Source organism: Granulicella sp. dw_53 (genome assembly GCF_018449545.1).
Taxonomy (GTDB): Bacteria; Acidobacteriota; Terriglobia; order Terriglobales; family Acidobacteriaceae; genus Edaphobacter.
In genome coordinates, this window is record NZ_JAAVUR010000030.1 from 1 (window position 1) to 24841 (window position 24841).

The window sequence follows — 24841 nt, forward strand, 5'->3', positions numbered from 1 at the left end:
ATCGGTACCTGAACTGAATATAGAATTGGTAACGCTTTAACGTCTGAATTTGACCGACCCTGAACGGAGCAACCGAGTGGCGAAAGACCTTCCTTATCTTGCTACCAATAAGAACGTTCCTACGCTGTTTGAGAATATCGCGAAGGCGAAGATTCCCGATGCATTCACAGTGAAGTTCTTGGCCGATACTATTGGCCTAAAGGGATCAAATGACCGCCAGCTTATATCGATTCTGAAGAAGCTTGGGTTTCTTGATAACGCGGGAAAGCCGTCGGCCGAATACAGCCGCTTGAAAAACACTGCGACCGCAAGGTCGGCTATTGCAGAAGGTATTCGCAAAGCTTACGCCCCGCTTTTTGAGGCAAACGAGGCTGCGTATTCTTTGCAAAATGAGCAACTGAAGGGCCTTGTTGCGCAGGTCAGCGGTGCCGATGAAGCGATGACTAAGCTCATCGCTTACACTTTCAATGCACTTGTGAAAGCCGCCGATTTCAGCCACGTCCACGCTGCTGATGAATCGTCCGAGGAAAGCGCCCCGAAAGTCGAAAAGCAAAGGGAGGATTTCACTGTAACGGCCCGGCGGGAACCTGATGTTCGGCAGTCGGGATTCAACCCGGACTTCAGATTCAACATTGAGATTCACCTCCCATCTAACGGCACAGAGGAAACATACTTGGCGATCTTCAACGCATTGAGGAAGTCTTTGGGATGAACTCCGCCAACCTCGCAAATTTCTTAATGATCGGCCGATCGGCACAGCGGCGTGTACTCACTTTGCCCGGCACTGTGCCTCGTTCAGCCCTAATGATCTCAGATACCTTCAACATTGCAGAAGTATTGCCGGACGAATGTCGCGAGGCCGATGGTGCAGCGAATACCTTCAAATTGTTCTTCGTTTTCGAAAGTTATCTAAGGGATTTCGTTCTGACAGTTCTTTCGGAGGCCGACAAGGAAAACTGGTGGGACTCAGTTCCGCAAAACGTCCGGGACGACGTCTCAAAACTTGAAGAGACCGAAGACAAGAAGAAATGGATGAACCTTGATTCGCGAGGTAAGCTTGCGATGACCACCCTCGGCCAACTCATCAGCATCGTGGATGATCCGAGCAATTGGAAGAAGCATTTTGAATCACTCGTCGGTGACAAAGGTCTGCTACAGCAGACGCGACTTATTGTCCACACCCGAAACACCATCTGCCACATGAGCACGGTTACCCCGGAAGAGCATGAACGCGTCAAGCAGGTGATGCGAGACTGGTTTCGAGTGGTCGCCCCATAGACGCGTATGGATCAGCAACGATTCTCAGGGCTCTCGTCAGCAACTTCGTTTGCTCCCCATACGTCGGCTTCTCGGAAGAAATCGAAGTGGCCCCTCTCAATTGACGAGATCAGGCCAATGCGCTTACTGAGCCCTTCTGGCTATCGGTGGCACCATAAGCCCTGCTAAACGCGCTGCAGTGTGTGCTGCGTTTGACGACAGACCGCCTTGCGACGGTCTGTCCGGAGTTAAGAGTCTTGTGGATTCTAACTCTGCGTTGCGCTCTCCTGGACTGCCTTGATGGCCTTGCGGATTACGTCGAGTACCAGCTTGGGTTGCGACAGCATTGGGACGTGGCTGCTGTTGGTCTCGACCGTTGTGGCGCCCATGCGCTTGGCGACGAAGCGTTGCAGCTCTGGGTGGACCGTCTGGTCTTTGTTCGCGAGGACGTACCAGCTCGGCTTCGACTTCCACGCGACGCCTGGAGCGTTTTTGTGGAAGAGCTCAGCGGCTGGGGCGTAGTGTGTTGCCCAAAGGAGCTTCTGCTCTTCCTCCGGAAGGTCGCCAGCGAAGCACGAGGTCGCGGAGGGGCGTAACCAGACTCTGCCGTCGGCTACTTCGAGGTGCGAGAAGACGCCGGTGGGCGGGAACTTGTCCAACTGCCCTTGCGAGGTTTCGTCGGCATCGGGAGCGAGGGCGGCGATGTAGACCAGCGCTGCGACGCGGTTGTCGGTTCCTGCGGCGGTGATGACGCTTCCGCCGTAGGAATGCCCAATAAGAATGGCTGGGCTGCTTACTCGTCCGAGCGCAGCCTTTACCATGGCGACGTCGGCCTCGTTGGTGTCGAGGCCATATTGGACTGCGATTACCTCATACCCTTCGGCCTGAAGTGGCGGGACCACCTTGTTGAAGCACGAGCCGTCGGCCCATATTCCGTGACAAAAGACGACGCTGGGTTTTGTTTGCGTTGACATAGCGATACTCCTTGATTTAATTCGGACAACACCGGAGTGCATGTCCGTTCGCTATACGTTCCTCCGCTTTTGCTTCTCAAACAAATACTTTGTGTGATAAATCTATGCCTGAAAAGCATGGCTCGAACACTATGGAACTTCGTCACTTACGTTATTCATCGCGGTCGCCGAAGAAGGAAGTCTCACGCACGCGGCGGAGCGGAGACTGCATACCGCGCAACCATCTCTGAGCAGGCAGATACGCGATCTCGAGGTGGAGGTCGGGGTGAAGCTCTTGGAGCGGAGGGCTCGGGGCGTTGTGCTTACTCCGGCGGGACGAATTTTTCTCGATCATGCACGGCTGGTGTTGATGCAGATCGACACGGCGTGCGAGGCTGCGCGCGGTACGGAGCAGCCCGACAAGCAAGGGTTCGTCCTTGGCTTTCTGCCGGGGCAGGAGGTGATTTGGCTCTCTGAGTCGCTGCGCATCTTGCGCGAGGAGGCGCCGGATGTGGAGGTCACGCTCACGACCAAGTCGTCCCCTGAACTGGCGGAGGCGCTGATGCAAGGCAAGATTGACGTGGCCTTGCTGCGTCGGGAGACACGGACCGCGGGCCTGGCTTTCAAGTTCCTCGTTAAGGAACCTTTGGTCGCTATTCTGCCTCGCCGGCACCGGCTGGTTCGGCAAAAATCAGTGAGGCCTGAGGACCTCTGCCTGGAGAACTTCATCAGCACGGCGCGAGCTGCGCCCGTCCTCAAGACGGTGATTGATGAGTACGCGGCGAAGACGGGGCTTACGTTGAAGCAGATCAGCGATGCGGAGACCTTGTCGGGTGGGATGTCGCTGGTCGTATCTACTGGGGGGTTCACGCTGCTTCCGCTGTATGTGCTGAACGCGCTGATCCCGGATGTGGTCGCGCGGCCGCTGCGCGGCGAGGTTCCTACGATCGATTTGGTGATGGGCTGTAATAAGTCGAATATGTCTCCGCTGCTGAAGAGATTCCTGCTTCGCGCGGACGAGCTGGTCGATTGCACGCCTCAGCCAAAGGACTCGCTCCGGTCTGTGAGGGGCGGCGGTCGTAGTCCTTCGGTGTGACGGCTCTCCTAAGTTGTTCATTGTAAAAAGCTGTAATTTCGGGAGTGGGGTAAGGGGTGGTGCAAAAAGGAATAAAGCTGCGAGCGATATGTTTTGTCTTTTGACATTTCGATAAAGACACCAGACGCGAGGAGCTACCCCAAATGAACGAGTTAGTCGAGACCACCGCTGAGGCGTCAGAGTTCGTTGCAGCCGCACAGGGACTTGGGACCTTAATCGATGAGAACCGCGAGGCTCTGGCGAAGGGTCCGGATCTTCCCCAACCTATTGCGGACGCCTTGATTCGCGCGGGGCTGACGCAGCTCTGGATGCCGCGTTCTTTGGGAGGCCCGGAGATCGATCCTCTGGGATTCGTCGAGGCGATCGAAGCGCTGGCGAAGCTCGATGGAGCGACGGCGTGGTGTGCCTCGATCTCGTCGGGAGCGTCGCGATTCTCTGGTGCGATCCCAGCCGGCACGATGCGCAAGTTGCTGCCCACCGGGTCCACGTTTGCCTTCAACGGCAGCGGGCATCCCAGCGGAGCCATCACCCGCGATGGCGAGGGCTGGCGGGTCAGCGGACGCTGGACCTGGATGAGCTTCAGCCGGTACAGCGACATCTTCGTTTTAATGTGCATCGAGCACGAGAACGGCGAACCTTTGTTTGCTCCATCGGGTATGCCGAAGATGCGGGCTGTCCTCCTTCCCGCCAAGCAGGTGCAGGTAGGGGATAACTGGAACGGCGGAGGTCTCCGCTCCAGCGGCAGCAACGACGTGGTTTGTAAAGATGTATACGTGCCGGACAACTACACCACGACTCCGGACGTTCCGGACCGGCAGCCAGGTCCGCTCTACGATCTGCCGATGACGTCCGCCGCTGCAATCATGGTGATTGGGGTTCCGCTGGGCATCGCGTCCGCATCCATCGACTCCCTGATCGCCCTGGCCGGAACCAAGGTCCCGTTCTTCAGCCAGGTCCCGCTGAGCGAGCAAGAGATTATTCAACTCGAGGTCGCATGGGCGAAGACGCGGCTGCACTCCGCCCGCGCCTTCGCGGTGGAGGCGATCAGCTCTCTATGGGCCTCTGTCTCCGCGGGCAGACCTGTCTCAGCCGAACAGCAGGCGATGCTACGCATGGCCTGCCGGAACGTCGGCGAGGCAGGAAAAGAGATTGTAGGCAGGATGTACTCGGCTGCGGGCAGCACGGCCGTGCTGGAGGACCAGCCGTTCTCCGCGCAGCTTCGGGATGTCTACGCCGCCAGCCAGCACATCAACTTTGCGGCTCGCCTGATGGTGACTCCAGGCCGCATCCTGCTGGGATTCGATCCTGGAACCAATCAGATCTGAGGGTTCTGTCGCAGCAGACTAAAGTGGTGGCACTACATCGCCGGGGCCCTCCTGGGCCCTGGCCATCACCGCCAGCGTCCGCGAGATGGGCAGCCCGACCACGTTGAAGAAGCACCCTTCGATCTTCGGAATCCATCGCGCTGCGTAGCCTTGGATTCCGTACGCTCCGGCCTTGTCGAGAGGCTCGCCGCTGGCCAGGTACTTTACCAGTTCGCGCTCTCCGATGAGGTCGAAGTAGACCTGGGTGATCTCCACCTCGCTCGCCGTCGCTTTTCGGGTGATCGCGGCGACGCCTGTCAGCACCTGGTGGGTCCGGCCCGAGAGCAGCTCCAGCATCAGGCGCGCATCGGCGATATCCGCCGGCTTGCCGAGCATCTCGCCGTCCAGCAGCACTGTCGTATCCGCGCCCAGCACCGTAATTGGGTCGGCGGATTCGTCCTTGTCTTTGTGCCGGTTCCACACTGCCTGGGCCTTCTCGATCGCCAGCCGCTGCACATACTGCGCGGCGGCCTCGCCTGGCTGTACCGTCTCGTCGACGTCCGCCGATTCGACCGTGAAGGTCAGTCCGGCCTGGGTCAACAGCTCGCGCCGCCGCGGGGAAGAAGAAGCAAGAATCAGCATCAGCTCTTCACCGCTTCGACCTTCACCAAGGCCTCCATCGTATGCGTCTTGCCGGGCTCCAGCGTGATGGCATTGACGCCGGCGTTCACCGTCTCGACGCACAGCATCTCGTGCCACTCGTCCGGACCCATATCGGGAAGCTCGCGCCACGGGTTGAAGACCACTGTCGTATTCGAGTGCGCCTTCTCGATCGTGATGCTCCGTTTCGCCAGCGCGTCATGAATTATGCAGGTCGCCGCCGTATTCGAGTAGACGCGGTCCGTGAAGCCGGTGAACGTCAACGGAGCGTGCGCTCCTGGCTTCACCTTCATTCCATCGGTCTTATCGATGAAGGAAGTAGGCTCGAGCCCACTCACACTGACCTCGTGAACGTCCGCGACGTGAAAGTACGTATGCAGCGCCTCTTCGAAGACCAGCGGCTCGTCGCCGTCGTTCGCCACCATCAGTCGCATCGTCAACGTGCGGCCCAGAACCAACTGAAATGCCAGCCGGAAGTGGTCGAAGCCCAGCTTGCGGCTCATCTCCGTCGGGCCCAGCGTCATGGTCAGGTGCAGGTCCTCGCCTGCCAGCGCGGCGAACGCGACGGTCCAGTCCTGCAGCCGCGCGAAGCCATGCGAGGGGCCAGGCTTGCCGTCCAGCCGGTCCTGCTTCTGGTCCACCGCGAACCACGGGAACGCGATCGGTACACCGCCGCGGATCGGCTTGCCCGCTTCCATGTCGCTCTTCCGGCTCATGAAGATCACCGGAATCTGGTCCTTCGGCTGCCATGCCGCGAGGTGTGCGCCCTGCAGATAGACCCTGGCGCTGGCCGCCGGAGCGGTAATGTCGGCGTAGATCAGCCCTCCAGCGCCCTGGCGAAACGCCAGGACACCTGCCAGGCCGAAGTGTGCATTTAGCTCTTCAAGATTCATAGTTCCATTCAGTCTATAGCGCGTTAGATCTGTGAGTAAGGAGCCGGGCTCAACACCAGGTTCGAGACGTCGCTGACGATCGCTTCAAAGCTGAACCGAGGCGACGCGGCGAGCTTCTTCCACTCCGGAGCGGCGCGAAATGCGTCCCAAACCGTATTCAGCTCGTTCATGTCCGCGAAGCTGAGCATATAGGTCAAACTTGGCGTTCGCGTCCCGATCAACGTATCGCCGTAGAAGACCTGTTTGGCTCCGGCCTTGGCGAAGATATCGAACTCGCCGCTGTGGAACATCTCGACCTTGCGAACGTGGTCGTAGTTGCTGGGACTCTCGTACGTTCGCAGATGGAAGATGCGCTTCGCGTTCGTCGCCGTCGCAGGTGGAAGCACCAGCTTCGGCCAGCCCTCGAAGGCGATGTGCAGTGAGCTCTCTGCCCGCACAAAGGCCGGAGTTATAGCAGGAGCGTTCCAGAACGGCTCCGCGGCCTTGAGGAACGCTGCATCCTGCGCGAGCTTCAGCTCCGCGGTCACCAGCGTCTCCACGTTGGAGCAGGGCAGCAGCAGATACAGCGTCGGCGTCTCCGGACCATACTCGAGCCGGAACGCTCCGACCGGCGCAATGCCCATCCGGTTCAACGCCGGAATCAGCACGTCGCCCACGTAGGTGTCTGTGAGCTTCCCTTGCGGACCCGAGCGGAGATAGTACTTGCGAAGCTCGTAGTACTCTCGCGCCTTCCCACCCGAGGCCTGCCCAACCGCCTCACTTGTGCCGCTTGCCAAAGTCATCGCCGATGCTGCCAACGACGACGCCAGAAAGTTCCTTCTATCCATGAAGCCTCCCGGCGAGCCGGACTCGCCGTAACTGAAATTGGATTTGGAATCGCACAGGAAGCATACAGCGTTTGAACGACAACATGAAACGTCTCAGTTCCGCTCGAATCACCTCTGCGGCGGAGCCTTCATCCCCTCCACAAACATTCGGTTGAACTTCGCTACGTCCAGATCCGTCTGCACATGGATCGGGTGAACCTCGCCAATCGATTCCGGGCGGAACTCCGCGCTCCAGGTCAGAGTATTCCCATACGATGGACCGCGTGTTACATCCACATCGACGTAAAGCAACTTCTCCGCCGTGATGATGCTGGGTTCGATCCAGGCAGCCGCAGTCAGCTCATCCCACAGGTAGTACAGCTCTTCTGTGTACCTGGTGAGGTACTGAGCAGCCGGTTGATGCGAGGTAGAGATCTCATCCAGCATCTGCCGCGTAAAGTGCGTCTTCACCGAGAGATCCACCGTCGTGAGATCGACCCTCGGCCAGTCCGCCCGCAGTGTGATGTGCGCTGCCTCCGGATCGAACCAGAAGTTGAACTCATGACGCGGATTGCTCGCGAACTCCGGATCCTCCGTCTCGGGCTTCATGCTTCCGCCCATGATTACGATGCCCTTGGTCAGCTGCGCGAACTCAGGATCGATGGAGATGGCCAGCGCGATATTCGTCAGCGGTCCTGCCGCACAGATGGTTACCTCGTGCGGATGCGCTCTCACCTGTCGAACCAGAAAGTGCGCGGCGTCTTCCGAGGAAGGCTTTGTGGATGGTTCCCCCTCGACCAACTTAGGCACCACAGACGCCGCATGGTATGGCCGGTTGCTGGTATGAGCGGCCACGTCTCCCCACGCTCCATACCAGGGAGACGTTCCCTCCCGCTGCCGATCCAGCTTTGCGTCCCGCTCCGTATGCAGCAGCGGAAATACCGCTCCTGGAACCACCGGGACGTCGCTGCGATGGATGAGCTCCAGCATTCGCAGGGTATGTTGAACCTCCTCAGGCTCCCACGCGTCGCCGCTGACCATTGTGAGTCCCAACACCTGTACCTGCGGCGACTGCAGCAACACCATCATCGCCATCTGGTTCGAGCCGCCTGGACCCGATCCATCCTGATCCATAATCACCAGCCGCTTCGACTGCGCCGAGGCGAGCGTCAGCCCCGCGCATAGAGACAAGATGCACCATGCCCAAGTTTTCACCATAGATCTGACAGAGTAGCAGCCGACAGGTTTTCAGCTATTTTTACGCCACTGGGATGGGGTGACGCCGGTCGCCGCTCGAAAGACCTTTGCAAAACGGCCAGCGCTGGCGAGTCCGACGGCGTTGGCGATCTGCTCGATGTTCCATTCCGGGCGGGAGAGGAGGGCCTTGGCTCGCTCGACTCGCATCTGCACGATGTATTGATGTGGAGTCTGGCCGAGGCTTTCGCGAAAGGAGCGGGCGAAGTGGAAGAGGCTCAGACCGGAGAGGGAGGCCAGCTCTTCGAGGCGGATATCCTGCTCAAGATTCTCTTCGATATAGGCGAGGACGATACGAAGGTTCGGGCGGGAGAGACCGCCTTTGATGGGAGCCGGAATCGTCGCGAGGTGATTGTATTTTTTTACGAGCGCGATGGAGAGGGACATGGAGAGCAGGTCGCCATAGAGAGAGCCCATCGGCCAGCCGGAGCTCATCTCGCGGTCCATCTCGGTGAGCAGAAGGCGGAGCTGCTCGTCCTGGAAGGACCAGTTGTTCTCGAAGTCGTAGTGGGTCTTGAGCCCAAGCTGGCTGGAGGCCTGTCCCAGCAGCGCAGGCGCGACGGAGACCACGATTCGCTGCGATGGACCGTACCAGAGGAGGCTGTCTTTTGTGCCGGGAGCGAGCAGGATGAGGTCTCCGGCGCCGGAGCGGACGTGGCCGCTTCGCCCGGAGGAGTCCCAATCCATCTCGACCGGACCACTGGTCTGCAAGTGCAGGCAGAGCGTGGGGTGCTCATGGACGGGAATCTCGACGGCTTCGAGGCTGTGCCTCTCCAGGTTCAAGCCGTTCCAGGGAGAGCGGGAGCTGTCGGTGACAGGGCTTCCGGGGAGGAGCGGTACGGAGCGGTTGCCGACCAGGACTGAGACGCGCTTCGACATAGCAGCCTCTTGAGCCGCAACGGTTCCGGTCAAGCGGTCGAACGTCTCGGCCATCTCCAACTCCTTTCTCAAGACTCGGCGAATCTCCTCAATCATAAAGGCGCAAGAAGCAACCGGTGGCAGCAACATCGGACAAGTGGGATGCTCAAGCGTCGATTATCTCTATAAAGAGAGGATACGGACATGGGACTTATACAAGGAATCGTGGATGGCTTCATCATTACGGTCGGAATCACGCCACCCACCCCGGAGAACAAACGTACAGCGACCATCTTCATCGCGAGCGGACTTATAGGTACGGTCGTAGGTGTGGCAGCGATCTTTCTCTTTGTGGTCTCCCGGCTGGCTCAGTAATAAGTCGGCCTAGACTTACCCTTCGAGTCTTGTGAAGTGTGTCGGCAGTCGATGGTGCGGGTGGCGCCCGCGACTGCACACATGAAAGATCCACATTTTTCTACAGTCCAGAGAAAGCCCTCCCTAGCTTCGGCCAATATCTTTCTACACATCGATGACTTACGAACGATCCTCTTCGAAGTAACACGTCAGGAATAAACCCCACATCTGCACGTTAATCAGTCGAATCACGCCAATGGCGAATTCGATCCGCTGCCGCTCATAACAGAGCCGCAACGGTACTCCCTGTCTTCCGGTGCGCTGGCTTCCTTAGCTGGGCATGGACGATCGCACTATTGCTGCGCCCAAAAGTCGTAACGCTTCCTTGAACTAAGTCCGACCAATCTGCCGAGTAATAAGGACCGAAATGTTTGATCACTTAGCACCAGAAAATCTGCAGAACCCCTTCGATCTCTACAAGAGGTTAAGAGAACAGAGACCTATCTACTGGAGCGAGAAGTACTCGTTTTGGATGTTGACTCGGTATCACGATGTGAAATCTGTCTTACAATCGCCGCGTCAATACTCCTCTTCAAGCGCCGTCGCCATGGATCGACGGGCACAGGAACTTCCCCAAAGTGTAAGAGCCAGCTTTGAGCTCGGACAGCGTTTTTACCAAAGACATATACAAGCTTCGGATCCCCCTGCTCACACCTCGCAGCGGCAGGCAGTGATGAAGGGATTTATGCCGCTGGTATTGGGAGTACTAAAGACTTCTATCGAATCGCGAGTCAACCTTCTACTCGACGACGTGGAACGTGTAGGTTCGTGCGACTTCGTCACACAAGTTGCTCACCCGTTGCCTTCCTCTGTCATCTTCGATCTTCTTGGAGTGCCGCCGGAGCAATACGATGCTGTTCGCGAAACTGCAGATCTGCTTTGGACATTTCCAAGCGCGGTGCATAAGGCGGACGTTCAGGCATTAGAGCAGATCGCCGAGAAGATCAAACGAACCGAAGCAGCCCTCATGCATTTGATACGTCTGCGGCGTCACGAACCAAAAGAAGATCTGATCTCCGCACTCGCCAACCCCGATTGCCAACTAGAGCAGATGTCCGATGCCGATATTGTGGTGCTTTGTGTATTTCTACTTATATCCGGGCGCGAAACTACGACTAACTTGCTAAGTGGATCTCTAGGCCACTTATTGCAACATCGAGATCAATGGGAGATGCTAATTACCGCGCCGGAGTTACTTCCTTCCGCCGTAGAAGAGTTATTGCGGTTTATAAGTCCCGTCTTATGGGTCGCAAGAATAACAACAGAGGACATCGAAATGGATGGCCATGTCTTTCCGAAGGGAAGTGATGTGCGGTTGGGGATAGGAGCGGCGAATCACGACCCCGCACAATTTGTAGATCCAGACAACCTCGATATTACCCGAAGCAACGTCTCTTCGATCGCTTTCGGATATGGGATGCACACCTGCCTTGGCGCCGCCCTTGCCAGAATGCAAGCGCAGACGGTGTTATCGGCATTGCTGCAACGAATGCCCAGAATAAAGCTTGAGATAGATCACTTTGAATATCACCCCATCTATTGGCTGCGAGTCTTGAAGTCGCTACCTATCAGTGTAAGAGGCTAGCTCATAAGCTATAAGTGCATCTGTAAATAGAGTCAACAACTCAGGCGGATCTTTCTGTCAGATAAGTCGATAAGTTGTAGCTACTCGACTAACTAACAGTTCGCACGTAGTGAGCGGCTTGGTACCGAACGCCGGCGGTCATCATGTCTTCTATGGCTTCCACGGATTGAATGCCGCCACGCGCGCCCACAGCGGTGCAGTTCAACGCGGCTGCGGCACAGGCGAAGTCGAGTTGGCGGTCGAGTGGCCAGCCCTGTAGTAGCCCGTAGATGAAGCCGGCGTGGAAGATGTCCCCCGCGCCGGTGGTATCCACGGCAGGAACTCGATACGCAGGGTTGAAATGGAACTCCTTGCCATCCCATGCGACGACGCCGTCAGGCCCGAGGGTCGCTGCGGTGAGGAGACAGCCGTAGCGCCGCTGCATCTGCTGGAGGGCTTTTTCCATATCGGGCTCGGCCATCAGACGTGAAGGGAAGTCGCGGCTGACGATCAGGTAGTCGATGTTTTCAAGCAGGTCGTCCACGCCGGGGTAGAGCTCGTCGAGATCGGCGATGACGGGGATGCCGGCTTCGCGAGCCCATCGGGCGGCTACCGTGGCGGCGGCGGTGTCGTAGCCGTCGACGTGGAGGGCGCGGGCGTTCTCGATCCACTCCCGCTTGAGATCCGTAGGCTGAAGGATGAGGCGCTCGTCGCGCCGGCAGAGGACCGTTCGTTCCCCGCCGCCGTCGACGAGAATGAGAGACTGGGCGCTGGCTCCGCCGGAGACGGTGGTGATCTGAGCCTCGACCCCAGCGTGGGCGAAGGCTTCGCGGTGCAGGGTCGCAGCGACGTCGTCGCCTAGTTTCCCGACGTAACGAGTCTTGAGGCCCCAGTTTTGGCAGGCGACAACAGTGGTGGCTACCTGTCCGCCGGGGAGCACGTTCGCGGTGCGGTACTCGACCTTGGAGCCACGGGCGGGAAACTCGAGGAGCGGGATTACGGTGTCGGTGGCATTGAGCCCTACGCCGACGAGGTCAACCTTTGACGGATTCGCCATGATTTAACTGTAAATGGATTGAGGCGGGTTGGTACGCGATGGGCGACAGTCCGCGTGGTACTGATGGACGTAATTTAGCGGGAGCGGCCTCTCGCGGAGTTAGCGGGTGGAGGATAGTTGGGTTTTAGCTTGATGGGCTTGTCTGAGAGATCCGGAGCGCCAATTTCGGGCTCCATGGGGATGGGGCGGTGTTGCTCGACGAGTTCGGCGATGGCGTACTTCAGAGGCTCGATGCCTTCGCCGGTGACGGCGGAGATGGGGAAGATCTGGATCTTGCGGCGCTTGGCCATGGCGATGAGCTTTTTGAGCTTGTCGGGGTTGGCGACGTCGGCCTTGGCGGCGACGAGTAAGGTCGGCTTGGCGGCGAGGGCGGGATCGAAGGATTTGAGCTCTTCGGTGATGAGTTTGAAGTCCTGGACGGGGTCTGTGCGGTCGTTGTGCTCGCTGGGAGCGGGAGAGTCGGACACGTCGACCAGATGGACGATGACGCTGGTGCGCTCGATGTGCTTGAGGAACTGGATGCCGAGGCCGGCGCCGAGGTGAGCTCCCTCGATGAGGCCAGGGAGGTCGGCGACGGTGAAGGAGCGCTCGTGCGGCCAGTCTCCGACGGAGACGACGCCGAGGTTGGGCTCGAGGGTGGTGAAGGCGTAGTTCGCGATCTTCGGTTTGGCGGCCGAGAGCCGGGAGATGAGCGTGGATTTGCCGACGTTGGGGTAGCCGACGAGACCGGCGTCGGCGAGGAGACGGAGCTCGAGGCGGTAGGCGCGCTCTTCTCCGGCGCGGCCCAGCTCGTGCTCGCGCGGGGCCTGGTGGGTGCTGGTGGCGAAGTGCTGGTTGCCTCGTCCGCCACGTCCGCCGCGAGCGATGACGATGGTGTCGTTGGGACGGGTGAAGTCGTGGATGAGCTCGCCGGTGAGGTCGTCGTAGAGGAGGGTGCCGATGGGGACTTTGAGGGTGGTCGACTCGCCAGCGTAGCCGGAGCAGTTGGAGCCTAGACCATGACCGCCGCGCTGGGCCTTGTGCTCCGGGTTGAAGCGGAAGTGGACCAGGGTGTTATGGGAGAGGGAGGAGGACATGAGGATGTCGCCGCCGTGGCCTCCGTCGCCGCCGGAGGGGCCGCCCTTGGGAACGAACTTTTCACGGCGGAAGGCCATACAGCCGTTGCCGCCGTCGCCAGCCTTGATTCGGATTCTTGCTTCATCGATAAACATATTTCAATAGCCAGTGTACTAGGTGGGGGTTACACTGGCCGGACACACAACAAGCTGTGCCGCGCACCGGAGCCAATTCTTAGGAATTCGAGCGGTTCCAAGGTGGAGCAGGCGGGCTAAGTCTAGGCAGATCAAGACTTCTATAGCAATTAACCGTCTGTTTATGGCGGTATGCGATTCTGAGACAAATCCCAGTTAGGGAAGTGGGCGACGCGGATAGACCGCGCACGCATTAAGCGGGCCACGGTAATACTTTTTAGGAGACCCAAAAATGTTCAAGGTAGCGATGAGATGTGCCATGGGTGCAGTTCTGCTCATGGGCGGTAGTATTTTTAGCCACGGCCAGTCGGCCACGGATGGAGCGATCGGCGGCACGGTGGTAGACCCGTCGGGCTCCTCTGTTTCGGGAGCGACGGTGGTGGTTCGCTCGAATACGACGAACGCGGAGCAGACGGCTACGACGGACTCCTCCGGTTTCTTTCGGATCATTCACCTGCAGCCCTCGACGTTCACGGTGACGATCACGGCTGCTGGATTTCAGAGGTACCAGTCGAACGCCGCTACTGTGCAGGTGGGTCTGTTGACGGATATCTCCCCGAAGTTGACCGTCGGAAGCAACTCCGAGACGGTCGAGGTCTCAGGCGAGGCCCCGCAGCTCAATACGACTTCGCCAGATCTGGCGAATGTAATTCCGCAGCGTATTCTGCAGGACCTTCCGGTGAGTAACTACCGCTGGTCCGCGTATGCAGCGCTCACACCCGGCGTGGTGGTGGACGCCAGCGGATTCGGACAACTGAGCTTTCGCGGTCAGAGCATCCTGCTGAACAACATTACGATCGATGGCGCGGATGACAATCAGGCTTACTTCTCCGAGGAGCGCGGCCGTACGCGCGCCGGCTACTCGACCGCGAAGGCCTCCATTCAGGAGTTTCAGGTCAACACCTCAAACTACTCGACCGAGTTTGGCCGGTCGGCAGGTGGCGTGGTCAACTCGGTTACCAAGAGTGGCGGTAACCAGTTCCACGGCGAGCTTTATTTCAACGACCGCGATGCCGAGTGGGGCGCCTTCAACAACTTTGCGCTGATCAACCAGCAGAACGCTTCGGGCGCCTTCGTCCCGACGCACGTCAAACCGACCGACAAGCGCAAGCAGTATGGCGGAGCTATCGGCGGTCCGATCTGGAAGGACAAGGTGTTCTTCTTCTTCGCGGGCGATCGTTTCGATCACAACTTTCCTGCTGTAGCTGTTCCCATCGTCCCGGCGAATCTCTTCACCCTTCCGGATACAACGTTGCCCGCGGGCAAGGTATGCGGTGTCACCACTGGCGCGGCTGCTCCCAGCACCATCGATACCGCCGCCTGCACGCTGCAGACGCGGCTCGCTCGCCCCACCTACAGCATTGCTGCGCAGAATTATATCGATGGTATTGCCGGCCTGAACTCGATGCTTGGCACCGTGCCCCGCAAGGGTCTGCAGACGATCTTCTTTCCGAAGATCGATTGGCAGATCAACTCACGCAATCGCGCCTCTTTTGAGTTCAATCGCCTGCGCTGGACCTCGCCGGCCGGTGTTCAGACGGGCTTGACGAGTACAAATGGCGTTAGTAGCTTTGGCAACGACGATGTGCGTGTCTCGTTCCTGATCGCCCGACTGCAGACGGCAGTTACGAGCAACATCAGCAATGAGATTCGGTATCAGTACGGACGTGACTTCGAGTTCGAATTCGGTCAGACTCCGACTCCATACGAACAGGCAAACCTGATGTCATCGACGGGTGGTGCTTACACAAATCCTCTTAGCGCACCTCCGAGCGTCTCGATCACCAATGTCTTTACCTTCGGCACTCCTAACTTCCTCAACCGGGCTGCACTTCCGGATGAACGCCGCTGGCAGGTTGCAGATACGGCGAACTACGCTCATGGAAGACACAACATCAAGTTCGGTGTCGATTACGTCCACACCAACGACTTGATCAACAATCTCTTCTCCGGTTTCGGCGTCTACAACTACTCCACGCTGACGAACTACTTCTCAGATTTCTATCTTGCGCAGAATCCGGCAACGGTGGCGGCGGCAAAGAACTACGGGACGTTTGTACAAGGTTTCGGCGCGGCGGGCCTGGAGTTCCAGACCGGGGACTACGCCTTCTTTGCGGAGGATAACTGGAAGTTATCGAAGCGTCTCAGCGTTACGTTCGGTCTGCGTTACGAGTATGAGCAACTTCCGACACCCTTTGCGAACCTGGTCAATCCCGCCGTTCCGGCGACCGGCAATCATCCCAGCAATAAGAGCAACATTGGCCCACGCGTGGGCTTTGCCTATGACGTATTTGGAAGCGGCAAGACGATCGTACGGGGTGGCTATGGCGAGTTCTTCGCGCGCATCCTGAATGGCACGATCTACAACTCACTGATCAATACAGGACTAGCTGCGGGACAATATACGGTCTCTTACACTCCGACTTCTACCGGCGCTCCGTCCTTCCCCCGCGTCATTACAACTGCGGGAGCGCTAGCCGGTGCACCGAATGTTGTCTTCTTCGATTCGAACTTCAAGGCGCCTGAGATTCATCAGGCGGATCTTACCGTGGAGCAGGATCTTAGCCATAACACGGTGATGAGCGTTACCTGGATGGGCTCGTACGGCCGCAGGCTTGCGAACTTCACCGATCTCAACCTGCCTACACCGACGACGGTCAATTACACCATGGTGGATACTTCCGGCAAAGGGCCCTTTGTAAATGGTTCGGTTCTGACTTCCAAGTTCTACAATAAGCTTGCAAACACGACTAGCTCCCCCTGTACCAGTCAACGTCCGAACTGTGCGTTTGGTTCTCTGACGGACATCTTCAGTGGCGTCAATTCGAACTATGAGGGATTGGTCGGGCAGCTTAATCATCGGTTCTCGAACCACTTCTCCTTCAATGCGAACTACACATGGTCTCATGCTCTCGATTACGGTGAGAACAATCAAACTGCGACTTCTGCGAACAATCTGCTCGATCCGCAGAACCTCCGCGCAGAGTATGGCAACTCCAACCAGAACGTACCCAACCGTTTTGTCATCAACTCTGTGGTTACGTCGCCATGGAACTTCCACGGTCCGCTGAAGTATCTGCTGAACGATTTCGAAGTGTCGCCCAGCTACGCTTTGCAGAGCGGCCTTCCCTACAGCATGACCACAACTGGAACGCTCTCGAACGGATTTGGCGGTGCGGGTCAGCCGCTTGTGAATGGAATTGGCGGAGGTATCAACGGCTCGAATGGTACCTTCCGGGTTCCAGGTATTGCGCGGAATGGGTTTGCTCAGCCGAAGACGAACGTCCTCGATCTGCGGATATCCAAGCGTTTCTCGATTACGGAGCGGGCTAAGCTGGAGCTTTATGGTGAGAGCTTCAATCTCGTCAACCACCAGAATGTAACCGCAGTGAATACACTGGGCTACACGATCGGCACGACGCCTACCAGCAACACGCTGACCTTCAACACGGCTACCGCAAATCCGGCGGTTTCGCAGTTCGGAGCTGTTACGTCCACTAACTCGAGCAATTTCCAATTTGCTCCGCGACAGGTTCAACTCGCGGTGCGGTTGCAGTTCTAGTCGTATGTCTCAATTTGGGAGGGCGGTGGCTTCGGCTACCGCCTTTCTTTTTAAAGAAACGAGATTCTTGGTCTCGTTGAGTCGTTGCGTTTGCAATTGGTTTGATAGTCTGTGGCTGCCTCTCTCATAATTCTTTTGCAGACCGAGCTTCAGTGGTCTGTTTGCGCAGTTTATGAGGGTGCGTGTACTTCCCTGATCGCCTTATTACACGGAGCTTGCGGTGGGTGGAGAGTTGTTGGTATGGCGGGTCTGCGCAGAGCTGCGCGCGAGTTCGTGGAGGATGTTTTGCCGGGTCGTGCTGCTGGGTTTTCTGGCGGTGTGTAGTGCTGTGTGTGCGAGGGCGCAGACGGCGGTGGATGGAGCGATCCGCGGCAATGTGTATGACTCGAGTGGCGCTGGTGTTGTGGGTGCATCGATCAGGGTAACCGGGGTGTCTCCGGGTGCGCGGACCGGAATGCAGGCGGGAGAGTTGCGCGCGGTAACGGGGAGTGAGGGAGAGTTCGTCCTGGGGCGCGTGTCGCCGGGCGAGTATGAGGTCTGGGTGGAGGCGGCAGGGTTTCAGAGGATGGCGATGGGAAGGGTAACGGTTGAAGTGGGTGGCGTGGCCGAGGTAGTGGGGCGGCTGCGGGTGATCGGGGTTGGGGTTGCGGTGAGTGTGGGAGCTGAGGTTGAGGATGAGGGGCTGGAGGATGGGGTTGCAGCGGGTCTAGCAACTGTGGCCCGCTCAGGTGGGCGCGGCGAGTTGGAGAGGTTGCCGGTGAGCGGCAGACGATGGCAGTCGTTTGCGCTGTTGGGTGGCGTGGCGAGTGAGGATACTTCAGGAGACGGTCTGCTGAGCTTTCGCGGGTTGCCGGCGACGCAGAACAGCACGATGGTCGATGGTGTGAGCAACGATCAGAGCTTTGGCGCGGTGCCCCGGGGTTCGGGCGGAGAGGCTGTCGGGACGGAGGATGAACTCGAGGCGGGGTTCAGTAGCGCCGCGGGCCGGGGGAGGGCGTTTGGAGTGGGCACGGGGCGGCGGGTGGGTACGGCGTATACGTTCTCCCAGGAGGCGGTGCGGGAGTTTCGAACGAGCGTGCAGAACTACTCGGCTCTCTACGGACATGGTGCGGGAGGCATGATCCATACGGTGTCGAAGGGTGGGACGAATGTCCTCCATGGAGCGGTGTTCTATCTGGCGCGGGATAGTGCCTGGGCGGCGGCGAATCCGTTCTCCGTTGCGACCAGCTATACGAATGGGTTGGTGGCGAGCGGAGTGGTGAAGCCGCGTGATATGCGGCAGCAGTTTGGTGCAAGTGTGGGTGGGGCCGCGGTGAGGGACCGATTGTTCTACTTTTACACATTAGATGTGCAACGCCGGAAAGATCCGGCGGTGTCTTCGCCGCAGGATCCGGAGTTCTACAGGCTTACGCCGACGCAGAGGGCCCTGTTGGGGAACAGAGGGGTCACGGCGACGAAGGTAGATGCGGCGTTGAATTATCTGAGTAGCCTGACGGGGACGGTGTCGCGGCGGCAGGATCAGGACGTGAACTTTGGCAAGCTGGACTGGCAGCCGTGGAGCGGTCATAAATTTAGTCTCGAGTACAACCGGGCCCGGATGAATGCTCCGGCGGGAGCGCGGGGAGGTGCGGTGGTGGACCGGGCGAGGGCCAGCCTCGGGAGCAGCCATGGCAGCGTAGATGATTTGATGGGCCGATGGATGTGGGCGTCGAGTGCACATGTCAACAACGAGGTGCGGGTGCACTTCGGAAGGGAACTACAGTTCGAGACTACGCAGGCTCCGCTTCCGCAGGAGCCGGCGATCGGGCCGGATGGTTTGACGCCACAGGTGTCGATTGGGCCGCAGGGTCTGATCTTTGGTACCCCGGCTTCGCTGGGCCGGAGGGCTTATCCGAATGAACGTCGCATGGGGGCGAGCGAACTGCTGACGTGGGCACGAGGAAGACATCTGGTGCAGGTGGGTGGGGAGTTCGATGCGGTGCGGGACGAGGTTTCGGCGCTGAACAATGTGGAGGGTACGTTCAACTACGACAGTGGAGTGACTCGGGGGAAGGCTGGCGGGTTGGTGGACTGGATTACGGACTTCACGTTCAATGTGCATGCGTATCCGAATGGCGCGTGCCCGTCGATCAATGCGACGGTGCATGATTTTTGCTTCCGGTCCTTTACGCAAAGCTTCGGGCAGCAAGCGGTGGCATTCGATACGCAGGAGTGGGCGGGGTTTGTAGAAGATAGTTGGCGTATTGGCCGAAACTTCAGCGTGAAGGCGGGCCTACGGTATGAGTATGAGTTACTGCCGTTTCCACAGCAGCCGAATGGAGCTTTGGATGCCACCTTTGGCGCGGTGGGCGCTACGAGTGTGTTTCCAGAGGACCGGAACAATCTTGGGTTAAGGCTGGGGATAGGTTGGGAGCCGCTGGGAACGGGGCGTGGCACGGTCCGTGTCGGGTATGGGCAGTACTTCGGGCGGTTGGCGGGGGCGACGATTCGGAGTGCCTTGGTGGATACGGCCAGGGCGAGCTCGACGATGCATGTAAGGATTGCTCCCGGTACGGTTACAAGCTGTCCACAGGTGGCGAACCAGGGCTTCGGATATGAGTGTACTTATGTGACGGCTCCTCCGGCTGGAGTGGCGACGACGACGTCGGCGATGGTGTTCGACCGGCGGTTCCAACTGCCGGCGGTGCAGCAGGGAAGTTTCGCGTTGGAGCGCGGCTTCGGTAGGGGCGTGACTTTGAGTGCTACGTATCTGATGAACCTTGATCGGCAGTTGGCGGATTCTGTGGACATCAACATTGCGCCATCGACTGGGATGAAGATGTTCCAGGTCAGTGGCGGGACGGGAATGCGAGGTCTGCGGGATGGCACTACGTTTCAGGTGCCTGTGTATACGCAGCGGGTAAGTACGAGTTATGGGCCAGTGACGGATATCGTCTCGAATGCCAACGGGAGTTACAACGCGATGGTGTTGGAGGCGCGAAGGAGGAGCCGCAAGGGAGTGGAGTTTCGCGTGGCCTGGACCTGGGCGAAGGCGATCGATTTTGGGCAGAGCGGAGGCGCGGTGCCGAGGACGAATGGGCAGTTCGATCCGTTCGATGTGCGGTATGACAAAGGGCTTTCTTCTTTCAATCATTCGCATCGAATAGCGGGAAGCATGGTGTGGGAGCCGCGGGTAGCTGGGGTGCAGAGGTGGTTGAGGGAGGTGGCGGGTGGTTGGAGTGTTGCTCCGGTGTTTCTAGAGGAGAGTGGGAGGCCTTATAGCTATGACATCTTTGGTGGGAGTCGGTTGAGTGGTGGGAGGGAGAGTGTGAATGGGGCGGGAGGAGCAGTGTATCTGCCTACGGTGGGGAGGAATACGCTGCGGCTGCCGGATACGGTGAACCTGGATGTGAGGGTCAGTCGCGGGGTTCGGGTGAGGGATCGTGTTTGGGTAAGAGGAATGGTGGAGGTGTTCAATCTGGGGAATCGGGTGAATACTTCGGCGGTGTCGGAGCGGGCGTTTCTGGTGGGAGATGAGGTGAGTGGAGTAACTCCGCTGGTGTTTCAGGATGCCGCGGCGGTGGCTGCGGAGGGACTGAATGTGAGGCCGTTTGGTGTGGCGACGGCGGCGGGAACGGATCAGGCTCGGGAGCGGCAGGTTCAGTTGGGGTTGCGAGTGGAGTTCTAGTTTGTCGGGTCTATATTCTCTGTATCCTATGGGCTAGCATCCCGCAGGGAGAATGGTGGTCCATGGGCCTGATTGAGTTAGTGGCGCATCACGGGTATCTGGTGACGGTGATCGTGGTCTTTCTGGCTGCGGTGGGGATTCCGCTGCCAGTCTCGATCGCTCTGCTCGCGGGCGGCGCTGCGAGCCATCAAGGACTGCGGATGGAGGTCTTGCTGCCGCTGGTCTGGGGTGCTTCGCTGGTGGGAGATACTTTGCTGTATCTTGGCGGTCGATATACAGGCTGGTGGCTGCTGGCTGGAATGTGTCGGCTTTCGATGAATCCAGAGCAGTGCATCTTTGGATCGGCCGGATATTTTTACCGCAGAGGGCCGGGGACTCTGGTGTTCGCGAAGTTCGTTCCGGGGCTGGGGACGATGGCCGCTCCGCTGGCTGGGAGTTTGAATATGCGGTTCGGCCGGTTTCTGCGGATGGCGGCGTTGGGGGACTTGCTTTATTGTTCGGTGTGGCTGGGGGTGGGTTGGGTGTTCAGCGGATTTCTGCGGGAGATTGCTTGGGCGATGGAGTCGGCCCAGAACTATCTGCTGAAGGCGGTGGTGGTACTGGTAGCGGGGTATGGGATCGCGTTGCTGGTGTTCACGCTGCGGGCGCGGCGTTACCGGCTGATCGAGCGGATTACTGCGGCGAGTCTGCATGAGCGGCTGCAGGTGGCTGATCCGGAGCGGCTGATGATCATCGCGGATGTGCGGAGCCATGGATACTATGATCCGGGAATGCAACGGATCAAGAACTCGATCCGAGTGGAGCCGCATCGGCTGAAGGAGGAGCTTGCGGCGCTGCGGGAGTTCATGGCTCCGGAGTGTGAGATCTATCTGTATTGCAGTTGCATCCGGGATACGACGAGCGTGCGCGTAGCTCATATGCTGCAACAGGAGAACTGCCAGACTCGTGTGATCAAGGGTGGAATGAAGGCCTGGGTGAAGGCTGGCGGTGCGGTGGAGCTGGTTCCCGCTGGCGATGTGCAGCATCTGCCTCGATTCGATTAGGGTGCAACGTTCTTATCTTCTGACAAATGTTCTTATCGTCTGCTTAGGTGATTAGGACGATTGCAACAAAGAAAAGATGGAATTTCATGCCGATTGGATTTTTTTGCCGGCGCGGAATACTCGTCGTTTTTTATTGTCTTTACACCGGAGATCAGCGAAAGCGGATCTTTTGGATTCCTAGCACCAACTCCCGCGTGATTGGATTCCGCGCCTTTTGCTGACATCTCGTCGGCCGAGAGCGCCATGCGAAGCGGACCTTACCAGCAGAGCAGTATGGAGATCTGAAGTACATGAAGAACTTAATTCGAGTTGCAGGTAGCACAGCGTTGGCTCTATCTTTTGGAGCCGTTGCCTTTGGACAGAATTACACACAAGTGAATCTCGTATCGAACACGTCTGGGGTTGCTCCCACCACTGATCCAGAGCTGGTAAACGCGTGGGGAATCTCTCGCGGCCCAACCGGCAACTGGTGGATTTCAGACAATAAGACAGGCGTCAGCACACTCTACGCCGGAGCCGGTATAAAGGCCGCGCTTACAGTTACCATTCCAGCAAATCCTAATAACGAGAAGACGAAGATCGGCTCGCCTACAGGAACGATCTTTAACGACGTCGACTTCAACAGCAATCAGGACTTCATCCTATCGAACGGCAAACCGGCAGAGTTCCTCTTCTCGACCCTCGACGGAACGATTGCCGGATGGAACGCCACGGTTGCCCTCGCTGCCGGCGCAGCAGCACCCTCCACCCATGCCGTTACAGTTGTGACCACCAAGGATGGTTCCGGCTACACCGGACTCACCAGCTCCTTCGTCGAAGGCACACGCTTTCTGTATGCGGCGAACTTCGCTCTTGGCCGCGTCGACGTTTACGACAACTCCTTCCACATCGTTCACCTCGATGGGGGTCATCCCATTACTGCCGGGAATGGATCTTTCGTCGACTTGAATATCCCTACTAACTTCGCTCCTTTTAATGTGCAGGCCATTGGCCAGAACATCGTCGTTACCTATGCCATGCATGACGCGGGCTCGGTCAAGTCCATTCCTGGCCCTGGCCTTGGCTATGTCGATATTTACAGCTCGGCCGGTCAACTCCTACAGCGCCTCGACAATGGCGACCAACTGAACGCTCCCTGGGGCGTAGCCCTGGCACCGCTGGAGTTTGGTAGCGCCAGCCACGAACTCCTCATCGGTCAGTTCGCTGCCGGCGGCACCACTCAGTCGGCGGGCTTCATCGCTGAGTACAACCCGACCACCGGACACTTCGACGGCTTGCTGAAAGATGCCTCCGGTGCTCCGATCGCTATCAACGGACTCTGGGACATCACCTTCGGCAATGCAGGAAGCCCGCAGCCTGGTCCCTACGATCCTGCAGGTGCACCGGGAGCAGAGATGTTCTTCAGCGCTGGTCCTAACGGCGGTACGGCGGGTCTCTTCGGATACCTGAAGCCGGTATCGACGGACTTCGTTCAGGGCAACGACCAGTAGCCGGCGTCATCCTCCAAACCAGAGAGGCATCCGCGCGTTTGTGTGGATGCCTCTTTGTTGGTTGAGGGCTGCCGTCGGTCCCCCCACCCCCCGAGGGGTATTTCTGGGAATAAGTGGTTTGGATGCTTAGGCTTGCGAGGGCCTGGTGCCGCCAAAATATTGATTCCAAGCGGGTTGTGTCCAAATCCTTCAGCCAGCTTGAGTTACGGGTTGCTTTGACTCCTTTCCGGCCTTTTGGCCATGAGAAAAGCCCCTTGCCTGTTGGCCAAGGGGCTTTTCTTTTGATCTCTACTTCTATTTTAGCGGGGTTACCCAAACTAAAGTGCCACTTGGATGTTGTTGATTTGGTTCTGGTTAAGTAGTTTTTGGGGCTTGACATGCTATTTTGCTGGGATTTTGCGGAATTAAAAAACAAAGGCAAGACAACGGCGATAGAGCCGTCGTTCGCTGCACCCATCTTCGACAGAGTGGTCACGCCTTTGATGTGGCCTTTTTGAACGTAAAGGCTTGTCTTTCGTTGCCCCTTGACGCCCATTCAGGTAAAACTGCGTTGTATGACTTTCCGCTAAGTCTATGTTTTTTGGGGCAGTTGCGAGTCATATCTGACCCTTGTTTGCCTGCAATTCTTTCCGGAGAATAAGGGAATACATGGACGTTGCAGCAAATTTGTGTCGCGATTTGCCGAGGATGGACTGCCGTTCCTGGCCCAGCAGGCAAACGGAGTCGTCATGCCTTCTCAAATATCAGCGCGGCAGCGATTCACCAGAGCGGTCGTCCGAATCGTCGCATCCGGACAAGAATCGAATCTCTCAGGAAGGATGGCTGACGAATCATGAGTAGCCACGGACAGAAGCAAAAGGAAGCGCCCCCACCTGTGGATGTCGACCTTGTCGCAGGTCACGCGGCGGTTAGCTTCATCAATACGTTACGCAACGACGCCGGTGTTCCGGTGGAGCATCTTTTGAGCGATAAGGACGTCCACTCGTGGATGCGCAAGATGGAGATTCCCGAACCGAACCTCAGGAAAGAGCTTGCGATTGGGGCTTTGCTTCGAACTGCCAAAGCCCTGCGTTCTATAGCACTGGAAGCGGTGCAGCAGAAGAAATCAGGCAAGCGTGTTGACCTGACAGCTTTGAATGGGTTCCTCGCTAGATCCGAAAGCCATCTCGAGATGCGTCAGCAAAAGAAGGCGATCGAAGTGAACCGTGCATACTTTGCCAACTCCGCCGAGCAGTTCCTTGCTCCCACAGCAGAGGCAATCTCAGACTTGCTCGCCAACGGTAATTTTGAGTTGATCCGTCAATGCGAAGGAACGGGCTGCGGTCTCTGGTTCCTTGACCGTACGAACGGCCGTGCACGCCGCTACTGCATTGAAGAAGCGTGCGGCACGCGGATGCGAGTGGCTGCTTACCGTGCAAAACAGGCTAAGCGCGAAGAAACGACCGCTGGGCTTACGCAATGATCCAAGAGCTCGACTTCCTAGAGACGGGCAAGTCAAGAGTCAGCAGAAGTCACTGAACAAGCGTATAAGAACGCTCCGCTCCTCCTCGATCGCTCAGAGGAGCGTTGAGCCTCACAACGCACACGAAGGACACTCCCTCCATTCTTAGGTGCATTGGCCCCTATCCCAACCGGACCTCCCTCCGTTGGTGACAATGGTGCTCGGTTCTAGCGGTGCTCAGGCGAAGCAACTGACAAACCGATTCGGCGGGC

General features: G+C 58.1%; 19 protein-coding genes and 1 pseudogene. 12 read left to right on the top strand and 8 right to left on the bottom strand.

Annotated features, from left to right (window positions below; translation table 11 throughout):
- Positions 1–76 precede the first annotated feature (76 nt).
- Together HB393_RS24350 and HB393_RS24355 are read left to right on the top strand one after the other, a co-directional pair.
- Entirely contained in the window at positions 77–712 is a 636-nt protein-coding gene (locus tag HB393_RS24350) for a DUF5343 domain-containing protein (protein WP_213807828.1), read from the top strand.
- Positions 709–1278, top strand: a complete 570-nt coding sequence (locus HB393_RS24355; protein WP_213807829.1) for a Swt1 family HEPN domain-containing protein — start codon at positions 709–711, stop codon at positions 1276–1278. The genes HB393_RS24350 and HB393_RS24355 overlap by 4 nt, the downstream gene beginning before the upstream one ends.
- Before the next feature lie 245 nt (positions 1279–1523).
- Here the strand turns inward: HB393_RS24355 and HB393_RS24360 are convergent, their stop codons facing one another.
- Positions 1524–2231 carry an alpha/beta hydrolase gene (locus tag HB393_RS24360; protein WP_213807830.1) on the bottom strand — a complete coding sequence of 236 codons (708 nt, stop codon included), beginning with the start codon at positions 2229–2231 and terminating at the stop codon, positions 1524–1526.
- Between the two features lie 157 nt (positions 2232–2388).
- Here HB393_RS24360 and HB393_RS25730 point away from each other — a divergent pair.
- The 3 genes and pseudogenes from HB393_RS25730 to HB393_RS24370 all read left to right on the top strand — a co-directional run.
- Positions 2389–2490, top strand: a pseudogene (locus HB393_RS25730) (LysR family transcriptional regulator); the annotation flags it as partial.
- A gap of 6 nt (positions 2491–2496) precedes the next feature.
- The gene (locus HB393_RS24365; protein WP_345945422.1) at positions 2497–3306 is read left to right on the top strand and encodes a LysR substrate-binding domain-containing protein; all 810 of its coding nucleotides are present in this window, start codon (positions 2497–2499) and stop codon (positions 3304–3306) included.
- Positions 3307–3449: 143 nt separating this feature from the next.
- A complete protein-coding gene (locus tag HB393_RS24370; RefSeq protein ID WP_213807831.1) occupies positions 3450–4631 on the top strand; it encodes an acyl-CoA dehydrogenase family protein in 1182 nt (393 codons plus the stop codon).
- An 18-nt stretch (positions 4632–4649) separates the two neighbouring features.
- On the opposite strand, the gene HB393_RS24375 is transcribed toward HB393_RS24370, so the two are convergent.
- From HB393_RS24375 to HB393_RS24395, 5 genes are all read right to left on the bottom strand, one after another.
- A complete protein-coding gene (locus HB393_RS24375) occupies positions 4650–5354 on the bottom strand; it encodes a Maf family protein (RefSeq protein ID WP_345945423.1) in 705 nt (234 codons plus the stop codon).
- Complete coding sequence (locus HB393_RS24380) at positions 5252–6163, bottom strand: D-hexose-6-phosphate mutarotase (protein ID WP_213807832.1); 912 nt, start codon at positions 6161–6163, stop codon at positions 5252–5254. The genes HB393_RS24375 and HB393_RS24380 overlap by 103 nt, the downstream gene beginning before the upstream one ends.
- A gap of 23 nt (positions 6164–6186) precedes the next feature.
- Entirely contained in the window at positions 6187–6990 is an 804-nt protein-coding gene (locus HB393_RS24385) for an NIPSNAP family protein (RefSeq protein ID WP_213807833.1), read from the bottom strand.
- 108 nt (positions 6991–7098) lie between these two features.
- Positions 7099–8160, bottom strand: coding sequence for a nucleoside hydrolase (locus HB393_RS24390; protein ID WP_255551585.1), 1062 nt, complete (start codon positions 8158–8160; stop codon positions 7099–7101).
- Positions 8161–8217: 57 nt separating this feature from the next.
- Positions 8218–9156: an AraC family transcriptional regulator gene (locus tag HB393_RS24395; RefSeq protein ID WP_213807835.1), complete on the bottom strand. Its 939-nt coding sequence runs from the start codon at positions 9154–9156 to the stop codon at positions 8218–8220.
- Positions 9157–9285: 129 nt separating this feature from the next.
- Between HB393_RS24395 and HB393_RS24400 the strand changes: the two genes are divergently transcribed.
- Together HB393_RS24400 and HB393_RS24405 are read left to right on the top strand one after the other, a co-directional pair.
- Positions 9286–9456, top strand: coding sequence for a hypothetical protein (locus HB393_RS24400; protein ID WP_213807836.1), 171 nt, complete (start codon positions 9286–9288; stop codon positions 9454–9456).
- Positions 9457–9862: 406 nt separating this feature from the next.
- Positions 9863–11080, top strand: coding sequence for a cytochrome P450 (locus HB393_RS24405; protein ID WP_213807837.1), 1218 nt, complete (start codon positions 9863–9865; stop codon positions 11078–11080).
- 88 nt (positions 11081–11168) lie between these two features.
- Here HB393_RS24405 and HB393_RS24410 read toward each other — a convergent pair whose 3' ends face one another.
- Complete coding sequence (locus HB393_RS24410) at positions 11169–12116, bottom strand: PfkB family carbohydrate kinase (RefSeq protein ID WP_213807838.1); 948 nt, start codon at positions 12114–12116, stop codon at positions 11169–11171.
- A gap of 74 nt (positions 12117–12190) precedes the next feature.
- A complete protein-coding gene (gene obgE / locus HB393_RS24415; protein WP_213807839.1) occupies positions 12191–13327 on the bottom strand; it encodes a GTPase ObgE in 1137 nt (378 codons plus the stop codon).
- Positions 13328–13625: 298 nt separating this feature from the next.
- Here obgE and HB393_RS24420 point away from each other — a divergent pair, with 298 nt between their 5' ends.
- The 5 genes from HB393_RS24420 to HB393_RS24440 all read left to right on the top strand — a co-directional run bounded on the left by HB393_RS24420 (position 13626) and on the right by HB393_RS24440 (position 24590).
- Positions 13626–16928: a carboxypeptidase regulatory-like domain-containing protein gene (locus HB393_RS24420; protein WP_255551588.1), complete on the top strand. Its 3303-nt coding sequence runs from the start codon at positions 13626–13628 to the stop codon at positions 16926–16928.
- Between the two features lie 295 nt (positions 16929–17223).
- On the top strand, positions 17224–20595 hold the full coding sequence (locus tag HB393_RS24425) for a carboxypeptidase-like regulatory domain-containing protein (RefSeq protein WP_345945425.1): 3372 nt from the start codon (positions 17224–17226) through the stop codon (positions 20593–20595).
- A 62-nt stretch (positions 20596–20657) separates the two neighbouring features.
- Entirely contained in the window at positions 20658–21638 is a 981-nt protein-coding gene (locus HB393_RS24430) for a rhodanese-like domain-containing protein (RefSeq protein WP_213807842.1), read from the top strand.
- Positions 21639–21928: 290 nt separating this feature from the next.
- Complete coding sequence (locus HB393_RS24435; RefSeq protein ID WP_213807843.1) at positions 21929–23128, top strand: TIGR03118 family protein; 1200 nt, start codon at positions 21929–21931, stop codon at positions 23126–23128.
- A gap of 832 nt (positions 23129–23960) precedes the next feature.
- Positions 23961–24590 (top strand): CGNR zinc finger domain-containing protein, encoded by a 630-nt coding sequence (locus tag HB393_RS24440; RefSeq protein WP_213807844.1) that lies wholly within the window; start codon positions 23961–23963, stop codon positions 24588–24590.
- The last annotated feature ends 251 nt before the right edge of the window (positions 24591–24841 follow it).